Source organism: Desulfobacter sp., from assembly GCF_050177295.1.
The window spans coordinates 1-13,155 of the sequence record NZ_JBFXHE010000004.1 but is presented as its reverse complement, the minus strand read 5'-3'; the positions used below and the strand labels follow the sequence as shown (position 1 = coordinate 13,155).

Here is a 13,155-nt window from a genome sequence, read left to right as displayed (position 1 = left end):
GGTTAATCCTGTTCCCGGGCCAGCGTTGTTTTGATGCTTTGGGCCAGGGCCAGGTTGATTTCATTTGTTTTCAGGGAAAACCGGACAAACCGGTGGGACAGCCCTTTAAAATTGGCGCAGTCCCGGATCAGGAATCTGTCCTCTCCCACCCGGCGGCACAGTTGTGACGCTAAGATCCGGTCCAGCCGGGCCAACACAAAATAGACCGGGGTATCAAAAAGCCGGATGCCGTCCGTTTCAGCCAGGGCATGGACAAAAGCCCGGCGCGCTTTAACAATGAATTCCCGGGTCTGCCGGAAAAAGGGCAAAATCTCTTCAGGATGGTTGTAAATATCCGTGATCACTGCCTGGGCCAGGGCATTGACGCTCCAGGGCTGATAATGGGCCATGAGTTTCCGGATCAATGCTTTGGCCCCGCTTAAAAAGCCTGTACGAAGCCCCGCAATCCTGAAAATTTTGGACATGGAGGAGAGTACCACAAGGTTGGGCAGGTGCGCTAGCTTTATAAGGGAAAAGTCTTCTGCATCCGGTACAAAGGGCAGATAGGATTCATCCACCACAAAGCAGGTATTTGTGTGGCACCGGATCAACCTTTCCAGATCCTGTTTGTCAATCAGGGTGCCTGTGGGATTATTGGGGTTGCAGATAAACACCAGATCAGCCTGCCCGGCGCCGGCAGATAACTGATCCAGATCCGGAATAAAATTATTTTCGGCAAGGGCCAGACAGTGAGATGTCTTTACATTGAGCGCTGCACAGGCATCTTCGTAGTCAGCGTAGGCAGGCCCCAGGATCAATGCTTTTTTTGACCCCAGGGCCAGGGGCAGGGTATAAATGAAAAAGGTGGTGCCATTGCCGGCAATCACACAGCCGGGATCAATGCCGTGATAGGCTGCAAATCCCCTTGACATGCCGGCTGCATCAGGTTCGGGAAGGGCATGGATCAGATGGATGTTTTCCCGGATAAATGTGTGGATGCGTTCAGGCGGCCCCAGGGGATTGAGGTTGGAACTCATGTCAATGATATCTTCAAGCCTGCATCCCATACGGTCTGCAAGATGCTGCTTATTTCCGCCATGTCCCTGAATCATCCCTGAAATCCATTACTGCTTGACATAATTTTTTAACAGCCGACATTCATGCCGGCTGCCATGAACAGCCAGGCTTCCATCACTTCAGCCATGGCACCAAGCATATCTCCTGTGATGCAGTTCATTTTCTGTTTATAAAATGTTAAAATAGCAAAACATCCAAAAGCAAATCCTGAAATCAATATCAGGCCCCTAGACCCCATAAACAGAGAAAAACCCAGGGGGATCAGACACAGGTAAAAATCTTTTGAATTAAGGGGACGGTCGAACAAATCCTTGCCCGTGCCTTTGCCTTTTCTGCCGTAATTGAGGTATTTTATGCCAAATATCATGGCGGCCCTGGAAAAAGCGGGCACCAGGAAAAATATGACCATGGCCTGAACCGGAGAACAATGGGTTTTCACCGACCAGATCCCGGCAAGTTTTGCAGCCAGTCCCAGTACAACGGCAACCAGGCCCATCATGCCGGTTCTGGAGTCTTTCATGATTTCCAGGGCCCGCTCCCGGCCCTGGTGGCTGAAGATCCCGTCTGCGGTATCGCCAAGGCCGTCCAGGTGGAATGCACCGGTCACGGCCACCAGAAAAATGAGATCAACAAGGGCTGCGGCAGGTGCTGCCCAGACCATGGATGCAAAAAAATCGGTGATGACCAGAAGGGCACCGATGATCAGCCCCACCACAGGAAAAAAGCGGATCATGCCCAAAGGAGAATATACCAGGTTCTTTCCCGTGGGCAGAATGGTAATAAAGGCCATACAGGCCCGTAAGTCTGCAAAAAATCCAGGATTCTCCGACCGGGTCATTTAAATTCTCCGTTTCCAAAATCCTGGCCAATGCCGGACCCGGACCCGGACACGATCCGGCCGGATTTTATTTGGTCAGGTTTGATTTGGATTGGGATACCGGCCATGCTCACAACAACCTTGTCAACGGACCGGGCCACCCGCTGGTTAACAAGCCCTGCCATGTCCCTGAACCGCCGCGCAAGGCTGTTTTCAGGAACAATCCCATACCCCACTTCATTGGAAACCAGGATAACAGAGCAGGCAGACCGGTCTAAAGCGCCCGCAAGCAGGTCCACCGCCGCCATGATACCGGCCTCATCCTTTCCCTGGAACAAAAGGTTGGAAGTCCAGAGGGTCAGGCAGTCCACCAGAATCACCTTTGCCTGGGTACAGGTCCGGTCAATGATTTCATGGATGAGTACGGGTTCTTCAATTGTTTCCCAGTCCGGTCCGCGATCATCCTGGTGGCGTTTAACCCGCTCTTTCATTTCCCTGTCCAAGGACACAGAGGTGGCCAGATAGATTTTATTGTCCATGGCCAGATTATCTGCGGCCTGCTTGGCAAAACGGCTTTTACCGCTCCTGCAGCCGCCAAGCACAAGCATGTTCTTTATGTCGGTCATAAGTATTTAGTTGAAAAAATTAATATTTTTGCTTAACCTTAAGGATCTTCTTTAATCCTTCAGGATGGCTTTGCGTTTTTATTCTCTTAACACAAAAAGGAATATCATGATTACGATCTTAAGTATAGTCGGTGCCCTGTTCCTGCTTATAATCGCTTTTCTTATTAATAGAAACAGCGGCTCCCAGGGGGAAGATGAAATTGATCCTTTCCCCGGGACAGCCTCGTCCACTGATTCAAAACCCGGGGCTCGACCTTCGGACGATTATGAAGGTCCTGAATTTGAATACACCTATTTGGATAACAGCATCTCTCTTATAGATGGAAAAAATCTGGCACCCGGACTGTCGCACACACTCCGCCAAACGGTCAAAACAATGACGCCGGTAACATCTGCAGCCTTTAAGCCCCTGAAACTTCTTGAGACCCCTGGTACCAAAGCCGAGCAGATAGCTGCGGTGGTGGCCACAGCCCCGGTTTTTTCTTCACATGTTTTAAAAACCGTCAACTCGGGGCGTTTCAATCTGCCGTCAAAGGTGAATTGCGTGGGCACAGCCATTCTGGTGATGGGATATCATGAGTTTAAAAAAATGGTCATGGCCTATGATTTAAAAAAATTTTTGCCCAACGCCCAGGATGAAGCCCAATTAAAAGTGTACAATGATCTGTGGATGCATTCAGCCTTGGTGTCAACCTGCGCTGCCTATCTTGGGCAGAACGTTTTCCATCGTTATGAACAGGTACTGGGTACAATCGGGCTGTTGCATGATGTCGGCAAAAATTATCTGCCGTTGCTTAAAAAAAAAAGACCGACAGCAGGTCAGATATCTTCCTGTATTGAAGAGGATGAGGCATATGGGTTCAACCATGCGATTTTAAGCAGTTATGTCGCACAAGACTGCAACCTGTCGGATACCATTGTTAATGCAATCTATTACCATCATCATCCCCAGTTCTTTCTCCCCGAGAAAATTCCCATGGATTATCGTCTGCCCAGTTTTATCATCTGTCTGGCAGACCTTATCTGCATGGCCTACGGTTATCACGGCAAGGGCAAACAGATATACCCCATCCGCGAAGAATATTTCGAGATGTATGATATTGACCTTAAATCAATTTTTTCTAAAAAGCTGGAAATGGACCTTAACAGGTGCCGTTTCACTGTGGAATCGTTTATGAAAAGCTGAAAACGATCAGGATTCAAAGCCGCATTAAAAAATTCAAAATTGTATTTTTTAATTTGATTTTTATGCTATAAAACTGTATTTCCATTAAGCAATTTTAATTACGGCAGGGACAGCAGCTTTCTGCAAATAATGATTACGATGAAAATAAATGCAAAACTACTGATGTGGAAAATCCCTTTATGAAGTCCATTGAAGAAACTTCTCTATTATACGAGATCAGCCAAGCATTAAACCAGCACATGGACATGAAAAAATCCCTGTTTAAGGTTTTAAGTGTCTTATCTGAATCACTGAACCTTGTAAGGGGAATCATATTTCTAACAAATACCGAGACCGGAGAAATCCGCATTGAAATAGCCCACGGCATTTCCGAAGACACAACCCGGCAGATCAAATACCTGCCCGGGGAAGGCATTATCGGTAAAGTGATCCAGAACGGTAAACCTGCCGTGGTGCCAAGAATCAGTGAAGAGCCTTTGTTTCTGGATAAAACCCATTCCAGGAATATCACCCAGGGCCAGGACTACTCCTTTATCTGCGTACCCATAAAAAAAGAGAACCGGGTGGTGGGTGCCATCAGTGCGGACCGGCCCTATGAAGGCAAACGCTCCCTTGAAAATGGTGAAAAGCTGCTCACCGTGGTGGCAACCATGGTTGCCCATCACGTCATCAACATTGAAACCGTCCGGGTGGAAAAAGAGCAGCTGAAAACCGAGAACCTGCGCCTGAAATCGGAGCTGGAAAATAAATACAGTTTTTCCAATATCATTGGTAATTCCAACAAAATGCGTGAAGTGCTCCAGATGATCTCCCAGGTATCCTCTTCTTCGGCAACGGTATTGATCCGCGGTGAAAGCGGCACGGGCAAGGAGCTGGTGGCCAATTCCATTCATTACAATTCCGAACGCAACCAGAATCCCTTTATCAAGATCAACTGCGCGGCCATTCCCGAGAATCTTATTGAAAGCGAGCTGTTCGGTCATGAGAAAGGGGCCTTTACCGGGGCCTCCTTTACCAAAAAAGGTAAATTTGAGGTCGCCAATACAGGCACCATTTTTCTGGACGAAATCGGCAACATGGACTTAAGTGCCCAGGTAAAGCTTTTGCGGGTGCTTCAGGAAAAGGAATTTGAACGGGTGGGCGGATACAAGCCCATAAAAGTAGATGTCAGGATCGTGGCCGCCACCAACTCCAACCTGGAGGAGATGGTCCAGCAGGGCAAATTCAGGGATGACCTCTATTTCCGGCTCAATGTCTTTCCCATTTACATCCCCAGCCTTCGCATGCGCAAAACAGACATTATTCTTCTGGCTGATCATTTTCTGGAAAAATACAGAAAGGAGCACGGCAAGGAGATCAAACGCATCACCACACCGGCCATTGACATGATGATGGAATACCATTGGCCGGGCAATGTCCGGGAGCTTGAAAACTGCCTTGAACGGGCCGTCATTCTGTGCAATGAAGGCGCCATTCACTCCTACCATCTGCCGGCAACCCTTCAGACCGGTACCAAGTCCAAGACCCTTCCCCTGTCCCTTGAAGATGCCGTGGCAAGCCTTGAAAAGGAAATTCTTATGGATGCCCTGAAAAATTCCCGGGGAAATATTAACAAGGCTGCCAAACTGATCAATATCACAGTCAGAAAATTTTCATATAAGGCTGGTCGATACAATATCAATTATAAAGATTATCGGTAAAGGAGAATTTCTTATGAAAATGGAACATTATATCCGCGCCATTGCCGGCAGTATGATTCTTATCACCTTGATTCTGGCCTGGCTGGTTTCGCCCTATTGGCTTCTGTTTACAGCCTTTGTGGGGATAAATCTTGTCCAGTCGGCATTTACCGGATTCTGCCCCATGGAAAATATTCTGGAAAAGGTTTTCAAGGTGCCCCGCTGAAACAGCGCAGATTTAAACCATGAAGAGCATGAAGTATATTCTTCATGATCTTCATGTCCTTCATGGTAAAATAAAAAATTAAGCGAATAGGGCGTTTTTAGATACCCCAAACCAAACCCTCTTATTCCATGGACTCGGCGATGGTCACGGTTCTGTCCCCCAGCATGTTCACATAAGACGCCATTTCATTGTCATACCACCCGTAAATGACCGCCTGGGTGACCTGGATGGAACCGACACGGTCCTTGATATTTTCCAGCATGTCCTTGTCAATGCCCTGCATATGTTTCAGGTTAATGGAAATAGACGCCGTGCGGGTATGGGTTTCATGGCCCTCAATTACCGCTGCGGCCCTGGGGGTGCCAATGATATCCGAGGAGACATTCTGTTTGTCCGTGAAGATCAGATAACCGTCAGACTGTTTCTGGGCCGTGTCTTTATAGATCTGGTTGATCAGGTCCCTTCTGACCGGCGGCTTGTCCAGTTCTTCCTGCAGGTTGATGACCAGAATAATCAAAGATCCGGTGGCAGTGGGAATGCGCACGGATTCGGCAATGAAACCGATACTGGCCATTTCCGGGATAACCTGTTGCAATGCCTTGGCCGCACCCGTGGTGGTCAGGATGATATTATTCATGATGGACCGGTTTTTTCTCAAATCGGTTTTCCCGGTTTTGGGCAACCGGTCCAGCACCTCCTGTGAGCCTGTGGCCGCATGAATCGTGGCCATGGATGCAGACAGCACACGATCCAGGCCAAAGGCATCCAGCAACGGCTTAACCATGTGGGAAAGACAGGTCGTGGTGCAGGATGCATTGGAAATCAGACAGTGGCGGACAGGATCATAGTCTTTATCGTTTATGCCCATGACCGTGGTCACCGCATCATCGGGAATCATGGCGCCTTGTTTCAGTTTAAAGGGTGCAGAGGCAATGACTTTCCTGGCACCGGCCTCCAGGTGTCCCCGAATGGAGCCCTTTGGCGCGTCTGATTCGAGATTGGGGTCAAGAAACTGGCCCGTGGTATCCACCACCAGCTCCACATGATTATCCGCCCATGCGATATCTTTGGGGTTGCGGTCTGTGAAAAGTATCTTTATTTTCACCCCATTCACCATAAGGGTGCCGGAACCGGGATCAACATCCGTGATAACAGGTTCTCCCCTGAAGCCGTGTAAAAACGCCTCCAGGCGGCCGTAGGTGGAATCCCGTTCAATATAATGGATGAGATCATCCATAGAGGTACCGACTTCTCTGCCCACATTGATGACGATTTCATCAAAAAATTTTCTGCCGGCATGGTGCCATAACGTCAGTTTTCCAATTCGGCCAAGTCCGTTAATGCCCAGGATCTTTGATGCGTCTGTGCTCATATTTCCTTTGCCTTGTTATTAGATTGAGGTTAAATGGTTACTGATTTTCATCTGCCCCTGGTAGACAATGCCCTTATGGCCGTCCAGACTGATGAAATCCCCTGTATTCATTTTCACGCCATTGAGTTCGCAAAAGCCTGCCTCTTCGTTGCAGACCAGATTTTTACACCCCACCACACAGGTTTTCTCAAGATTGTATGCCACCACGGCGGCATGGGAAGTCAGTCCCCCCCTGGCTGTTAAAATGCCGTCTGCCGCATCAATTTCCAGGATATCATCGGGCACGGTGTCATTGCGAAGCAAAATCAGGCTGGTATCCGGATCCTGCCGCCTGAAGCCGTCGATCTCTTTCAGGGAGAATACGATTCTGCCGCTCATGGCGCCGCCGGACACGCCGATTCCCTGGCCTAACCGGATTTTTTCAAGCCTGTCCGGTGCGGCATCAAACCGCTTGACTTTTTTCCTGTCCCGTAAAGACAGGTCCCGGGCCTGGAGAATAAACACATCTTCAACTGTTTGTCCCTGGAAGGTAAATTCCATTTCCTGGGGATTCCACCCTTCCTCGTAAATCAACTTCTGGACAATGGTTTTCAATTTTTCATAAACAATGGGAAACTGCGCTTCCAGGCTGATCTTGACGTCCCTGCCTTCCATCTCCCTTTGCAGTTCGGATATGGGCAGGGTTTTCACCAGACCGGATACCACATCTTCCCCCTGGTTGCCAATGGTAAAATCCCCCCAGAGCCGGATGGCGTCTCCGGGCAGTTTGGGGCTGTGGGTGAACACCACCCCGGACCCGGATTCCCTGGACCGGTTGCCGAATACCATGGACTGAACCGTCGCAGCCGTGCCCCAGTCATCGGAAATCCCCATGATTTTCCGGTAATTTTCGGCCCGTTTGGAGTTCCAGGATGAAAACACCTTTTTAATGGACAAAAATAACTGGTCCATGGGGGATTCCACTAGTTCTATGCCCTGGTCCAGCAAAAGCTGCTTGTACGCCAGGGCCACCTCGTGCATCTGGTCCCCTGTAAAGTACCGTTTGAACCGGATGGCGGCCTTTTCCTTGTGGCTTCGGATGATGGCATCAAACCGGTCTCTCTGGATGCCGTACACCATGCCATAGGCCTGGATAAATCTGCGGTATGAGTCCCATGCAAACCAGGGGTTTCCCGATTTTTCCCCAAGACTTTCGGCAATTTGTTCATTAATGCCTACGTTTAAAAATGAATCCAGCATTCCGGGCTGGGAAATGGACGACCCCGAACGAACGGACAGCAGCAACGGATTTTCCGGATCCCCGAATTTCTTACCCTCAGCCTCTTCAAGCTGGGCAAGCATATGGGCCACCAACTGCTGGAAATTCACCGATGCCGGGATGTAGTTGTCAATGAGATCCAGACATTTGAACACCTCGGTTGTGATGATGAACCCGTCCGGCACCTTAATCCCCAGGCGCTTCAGTTCTATCAGGTTCAACCCCTTGTTGCCCAGGTAAATAATGTTTTTGCTGAACAGCTCCCCGGCATCAATGGGGCAGACCGCTGCCTTTGGGTCGTAGTTGAGAAGGGCTGACAGTTCATCCTGGGTCAGCCGTTCGGACTGGCGGAACAGGGTGTTTAAAATCCGGTTTAAAAATACATCCAGCTGCTGGAGCCCAAGGGATGTGGCAATCCGGTCCCGGAAAAAAATATCCGCCACCCGCTGGTCCAGTTTTTTTGCCATTTTAGCGGCTGCCGGTGTGTTGGGGGTATTGGCCGCTGAACCAAACCCTTCGGGCAGGTATTTTTCAAGTATATTTTCCCGGCCGATGCGGTTGTCCAGGTTGATCAGGTTCCGGGAGTGCAGGTTGTTGAAATGGTCATTTACCGCATCGGCAACCGCCCGGGTAAACCCCTTGAAAATGTCCAGGTACTGGGTAAAGGAGCAGGTGGTGATGTTGATGGCGTATTTTAAGAATACCAGCTGGGTATCCAGCTTGTTGGATACAATGCCGTCCAGGGCCAGGGCCTGGCGGAAAAGATTAAGAACGGAAAAGATCTTCACAAAGGTCGGTTTGGTGATCAATCTCAAATCAATGCTGTTGATCAGATCCTCAAACAGGACATTGATAATGCTTTCAAGTCTCAGGGTCATGCCCAGGGCATCAAATTTGGCCTCGCTGTATGACCCGTACATGGACGGGATGTCAACGGCAATGTGACGCTTATGGTAAATGGATTCGTTTACAGCAAATTTTTCCTTGGACAGGATAATGTTTTTCAGCTCCGCCATATAGGCCAGAAGTCCGCCGATCCGGCTTTCCAGATCCGTTTCACCCAGGGCATGGAGGATATTCCTGGGATCAGGCAGACCCTGGGAAATATGGGTGTTGACATAGCTTGCAAGGTCCAGGTTTTCAATGCCGTATTTTTCATTGAGCAGGGCGTGGAACCGGATCATCAGTTTTACCCGTTCCCTGTCCAGGTCTGTTACCTCTTCTGCCTTGTCAATGATGGCCTCAATGTCGGCTTTGGGGACGGCAAAAAAATCAGCCGGTGTTTCCAGCTTGTTCAGGGCCAGGGTGCGGAAAACGGCATGGGGACCGTCAATGTATTTTCCGCTGGTTGGGATATCATCATAGATGGACGGCGGCAGATAGGGCTTAAGCGGTGTTTTATCCAGGGTTTTCCAGAACATGATCACTTCCCGGATAAAGTCCACGATTCTCGATGAGCTTTCCACATGGCATTGTTTGCGCAGGAAATGGACCAGCCGGTCCCTGCGGAAAACCGATTCATCCAGGCGGGTGGAAATATCCCGAAGATCCCCTTCTGCGCCGATTTCATTGAAAAAGGTGGGCAGCAGCCGGGCCAGTTGTTTAACCAGATTATACACCGGTGCGATGTCGGCATTTAAGAATGTGGTAATGTCCCGGGGAAACAGGTCCGTATCCCGGATAAACACGCCGCCCACGGCCAGGGAGGTGATCAAAGCGGACAGCAGGCGTTTGGATTTTTTCGGGTGCCTGGCCACCAGGGTGAGAAATACCCGGATATTTTTCACGTGGGCCACATTGCATTTGATCTGCCAGTCTTCTCCGGTTCCCGAGATATCCGGGAATTGAAACCCATGGTCCACGGACCGGTCAATGAAATGGTTGATCAGCTCGATTTCGTCGGTATTGTATACGGCATCCCCGATTTTATGGATGCATTCCAGAACGGTTTCCGGATACCGCCCTTTGTGCTCTTTGAGCAGGGCAAAGGTCTGGTCAACAATGACCATGTCCTTTTTATAATCCTTTCGTTCTCCGATCAGGGTGATCAGGGTGCGGTGAATATCGCCCAACGCTTCCCTGTGTATGATGGAAAGCCCTGGTGCATGAATAATATAAAAGAGAAACGTCAGTTTAACATATTTTCCATAGGTCTTTTCCGGAGCCAGGGCAAGGATCTGCCGGGGTATGTCCCTGAATCGTTTGACATGGTCCCTGTGTCCGGTCAGTTCCATTAAGGCGGATAAGGCTGTCATGTCACCGGGCGCCAGGGCTTTTATCTGCGCCAGGGCCTGTTGCTGTTCTTGAATCCGCTCCCGGGACACCTGGTCTAAAAGCATGAGGATATCCGGCCCGCCCCGCCACTCATCGATATTGTTTTTCATCCAGGCCACGGGATCGTCCTGGCAGAGCCAGAATGCAAAAGAGACGTCAAAAAAGCGAATTAAAAATTTATTTAAGGCCATTCGTAAACTGGGGTCGTCCGGAAGCGCATCTTTTTCCGTCATCAGCTTGACCAGGACGTCGGGCTGATAATAGGAGCAGACAAAAAAGAAAAAATCAGGGTCCTGAAGGGCCGCAATCCGTTCAAGTTCATGGGTCATTGTATGATTGAACACATGAAGTCCTTGTGCCCCGGATTTGGCGATATAATGCAGAACCTGCATGAGATTGTCTGCAGCACTGGATTTGATTTCAGAATCAGATACAGATTCAAATGCCGAGCTGAAAATATCACAGAGCAGATCAAGAACCTTTGGTCCATCGGGCTCGCTGGTATACAAATGAAAATAGTGAAGGGAAAAATGCCGGGACTCGCTGACAATGAAGGCCCAGTTCCGGTATGGATGGGATAATTCCTTTAAAAAAGTTTCCAGGCGGTTGACAATGCCTACATATCCTTTAAAAAAGTCAAGAAGCAGAAGATACCGTTCATCAATGGTGACGTCTGCCCGGGTATCTGAAAGATTGACTTCAAGGGCTTTTGATTTCACAGAAACGACCTCTTTATTTTATTAAGGTGGAAAAATTTTTTTAAATTAAAACGCTTTAGTTTATCATGACCGTCCTGGTTTGTAACCTAGGTTTTAGATTAGCGCCCATTCGTGTCTGCCGTCCAAGTGAATACAGTCAAATAAGACGTGCCATTTGTTTATATTTTTTTAATCCCTGCCTTGACGCAGGTTCCAGCTTGCTTATCTTACCCGATTTTTATAAGATAACATCTTGATTTATCGAAACAGCATTCAATTAAAATCTAACCTGGGTTTTTTAATTTGGTGAACATTTAATGTGAGGAGTAACAACCATGAATAATGATCCGTCTCAATTTACACTCTACAGTGGCGGGCACAGAGGCGCTGAAGCCGAATTTGGAAAACTTGCAGAAAAATACGGCGTCAAGGAAGTTAATTTTTCCTTTGAAGGAAATATTCTTGACAGGGATTCAGGCATGCGGCTGCTGAACCAGGAGGAGCTTGAAAAGGGAAATATCTCAATGGATATTGTCTCGACCCGTCTGGGCAGATCCTTTTCAAAAGGCAATAGAATCAGAAAAGTTATTCAGTCTATTTTTCATATGGTCAATAATGGATACCAGATTTTTACCGTGGGGTGGATCCTGCCGGACAAAACCGTTAAGGGCGGCACCGGATGGGGTGTGGAGTTGGGCAAACTGTTCAACCGCCCGATATATGTTTATGAGCAGGACAGGAAAGCCTGGTTTTCCTGGGTGAATAATGACTGGCAGATGGCCACCCCCATGATTCACCATAAAACCTTTGCAGGGACAGGCACCCGGAACCTCACCAACGATGCTGCGGTTGCCATGCAGGATCTGTTTGAGCGCAGTTTCAAATAGCGGGTGTTTGAACGAATAGTCACTCATCTGCGCCTTGCATCTGGCCAGCTTTTTGAGCATACGCGCCTCTAACGGCCGTCCAAACACGGAGAGCAGCTTTTTGGAAAAAATATAACCGGACTGACCGGGACTTTATCTATGATTTTCCCGGTCAAACGGTCTTCAGTAAATATCGACACCGGCTGCTTTCATCTCTTCCAACGCCGCTGCCGTGGTTTCCGGGGCAACGCCCCGGCACAGGTCTTTGATCAAGATCACGTCAAACCCGAGCATTATAGCATCCATGACCGTGGCCCTGACGCAATAATCCGTTGCCAGTCCGTAAATGATAAGCTTTTTTATGTCTGCGTCTTTAAGGATATCAGCCAGGCCGGTCTCTTTTTTTCCGTCATCAAAAAAACCGGAATAGGAGTCAAAGGTCGGATCCATGCCTTTTTTCACAATGGCCGTAAAAAGGGATTCATCCATCAAAATCCGGGCATTGGGGCTCTCCTGGGTACAATGGGGAGGCCATAATACCTGTTGGCGCCCCTCAATTTCAATGACATCATAGGGTCTGGCGTTGTCGTGGTTGGAAAAAAAGGAAATATGGTTAGCCGGGTGCCAGTCCTGGGTGGCATATACCGGGTAGCCAAGTGCCTTGAGCCGGCGGGTTTGGGTTTCTGCCGCATCAAGGTATTCCCGGTCAGCGCCTTCAACGGCCAGGCCGCCTTGCATGGCCTGGGTAAAATCTGCCTGGATATCCACAACAACCACGGCGGTATGGTCTTGTTTTGTATTTATCTGCATAAAGTATCTGTCCTTTTTGAAAGGTATACCTTAAAATAATATTTTTAGAATTCATATACAAAATTTTTGCACTCATCGCGGATTAGTGTGAAATCTTGGAGATGAGCAAGTACAGATCATAGATCCCAGTCTGCTGAGAGAATCCTATGATGATTTTCAGAAACGCCTCAACATCTAACTATAGTGATGTATCGCAGCCTGCTGATCTCATTCTGGAACCCGGTTACACCAAGGCATATCCCCATGGTATCCGCCATGTTAAGAAGTTGGACAAACTTGCACTAACC

At 48.6% G+C, this 13,155-nt stretch carries 10 protein-coding genes; 4 read left to right on the top strand and 6 right to left on the bottom strand.

Features of this window, described 5'->3' with window-relative positions:
• Positions 1 to 2 precede the first annotated feature (2 nt).
• The 3 genes from AB7U36_RS00900 to cobU are packed head-to-tail and all read right to left on the bottom strand — an operon-like array spanning position 3 to position 2,499.
• The gene (locus AB7U36_RS00900) at positions 3 to 1,091 is read right to left on the bottom strand and encodes a threonine-phosphate decarboxylase (protein ID WP_428157918.1); all 1,089 of its coding nucleotides are present in this window, start codon (positions 1,089 to 1,091) and stop codon (positions 3 to 5) included.
• Between the two features lie 32 nt (positions 1,092 to 1,123).
• The gene (locus AB7U36_RS00895) at positions 1,124 to 1,894 is read right to left on the bottom strand and encodes an adenosylcobinamide-GDP ribazoletransferase (protein ID WP_428157917.1); all 771 of its coding nucleotides are present in this window, start codon (positions 1,892 to 1,894) and stop codon (positions 1,124 to 1,126) included.
• Entirely contained in the window at positions 1,891 to 2,499 is a 609-nt protein-coding gene (gene cobU, locus AB7U36_RS00890) for a bifunctional adenosylcobinamide kinase/adenosylcobinamide-phosphate guanylyltransferase (protein WP_428157916.1), read from the bottom strand. Before cobU ends, AB7U36_RS00895 begins: the two co-directional genes overlap by 4 nt.
• Before the next feature lie 106 nt (positions 2,500 to 2,605).
• Between cobU and AB7U36_RS00885 the strand changes: the two genes are divergently transcribed.
• From AB7U36_RS00885 to AB7U36_RS00875, 3 genes are all read left to right on the top strand, one after another.
• Positions 2,606 to 3,685, top strand: a complete 1,080-nt coding sequence (locus tag AB7U36_RS00885) for an HDOD domain-containing protein (protein WP_428157915.1) — start codon at positions 2,606 to 2,608, stop codon at positions 3,683 to 3,685.
• Positions 3,686 to 3,864: 179 nt separating this feature from the next.
• Positions 3,865 to 5,385 (top strand): sigma-54 interaction domain-containing protein, encoded by a 1,521-nt coding sequence (locus AB7U36_RS00880; RefSeq protein ID WP_428157914.1) that lies wholly within the window; start codon positions 3,865 to 3,867, stop codon positions 5,383 to 5,385.
• Positions 5,386 to 5,398: 13 nt separating this feature from the next.
• Positions 5,399 to 5,590 (top strand): YgaP family membrane protein, encoded by a 192-nt coding sequence (locus AB7U36_RS00875; protein WP_428157913.1) that lies wholly within the window; start codon positions 5,399 to 5,401, stop codon positions 5,588 to 5,590.
• Positions 5,591 to 5,711: 121 nt separating this feature from the next.
• Here AB7U36_RS00875 and AB7U36_RS00870 read toward each other — a convergent pair whose 3' ends face one another.
• On the bottom strand, positions 5,712 to 6,962 hold the full coding sequence (locus AB7U36_RS00870) for a type I glyceraldehyde-3-phosphate dehydrogenase (RefSeq protein ID WP_428157912.1): 1,251 nt from the start codon (positions 6,960 to 6,962) through the stop codon (positions 5,712 to 5,714).
• 18 nt (positions 6,963 to 6,980) lie between these two features.
• On the bottom strand, positions 6,981 to 11,213 hold the full coding sequence (locus AB7U36_RS00865) for a PEP/pyruvate-binding domain-containing protein (RefSeq protein ID WP_428157911.1): 4,233 nt from the start codon (positions 11,211 to 11,213) through the stop codon (positions 6,981 to 6,983).
• 314 nt (positions 11,214 to 11,527) lie between these two features.
• Between AB7U36_RS00865 and AB7U36_RS00860 the strand changes: the two genes are divergently transcribed.
• Positions 11,528 to 12,079, top strand: a complete 552-nt coding sequence (locus AB7U36_RS00860; RefSeq protein WP_428157910.1) for a hypothetical protein — start codon at positions 11,528 to 11,530, stop codon at positions 12,077 to 12,079.
• A gap of 162 nt (positions 12,080 to 12,241) precedes the next feature.
• On the opposite strand, the gene pncA is transcribed toward AB7U36_RS00860, so the two are convergent.
• A complete protein-coding gene (pncA, locus tag AB7U36_RS00855; protein ID WP_428157909.1) occupies positions 12,242 to 12,868 on the bottom strand; it encodes a bifunctional nicotinamidase/pyrazinamidase in 627 nt (208 codons plus the stop codon).
• Between the last annotated feature and the right edge of the window lie 287 nt (positions 12,869 to 13,155).

What these genes read in the sequence shown, in the direction of transcription:
- AB7U36_RS00900 (WP_428157918.1), bottom strand. Translation starts at nt 1,091, where the DNA reads ATGATTCAGGGACATGGCGGAAATAAGCAGCATCTTGCAGACCGTATG.
- AB7U36_RS00895 (WP_428157917.1), bottom strand. Translation starts at nt 1,894, where the DNA reads ATGACCCGGTCGGAGAATCCTGGATTTTTTGCAGACTTACGGGCCTGT.
- cobU (WP_428157916.1), bottom strand. Translation starts at nt 2,499, where the DNA reads ATGACCGACATAAAGAACATGCTTGTGCTTGGCGGCTGCAGGAGCGGT.
- AB7U36_RS00885 (WP_428157915.1), top strand. Translation starts at nt 2,606, where the DNA reads ATGATTACGATCTTAAGTATAGTCGGTGCCCTGTTCCTGCTTATAATC.
- AB7U36_RS00880 (WP_428157914.1), top strand. Translation starts at nt 3,865, where the DNA reads ATGAAGTCCATTGAAGAAACTTCTCTATTATACGAGATCAGCCAAGCA.
- AB7U36_RS00875 (WP_428157913.1), top strand. Translation starts at nt 5,399, where the DNA reads ATGAAAATGGAACATTATATCCGCGCCATTGCCGGCAGTATGATTCTT.
- AB7U36_RS00870 (WP_428157912.1), bottom strand. Translation starts at nt 6,962, where the DNA reads ATGAGCACAGACGCATCAAAGATCCTGGGCATTAACGGACTTGGCCGA.
- AB7U36_RS00860 (WP_428157910.1), top strand. Translation starts at nt 11,528, where the DNA reads ATGAATAATGATCCGTCTCAATTTACACTCTACAGTGGCGGGCACAGA.
- pncA (WP_428157909.1), bottom strand. Translation starts at nt 12,868, where the DNA reads ATGCAGATAAATACAAAACAAGACCATACCGCCGTGGTTGTTGTGGAT.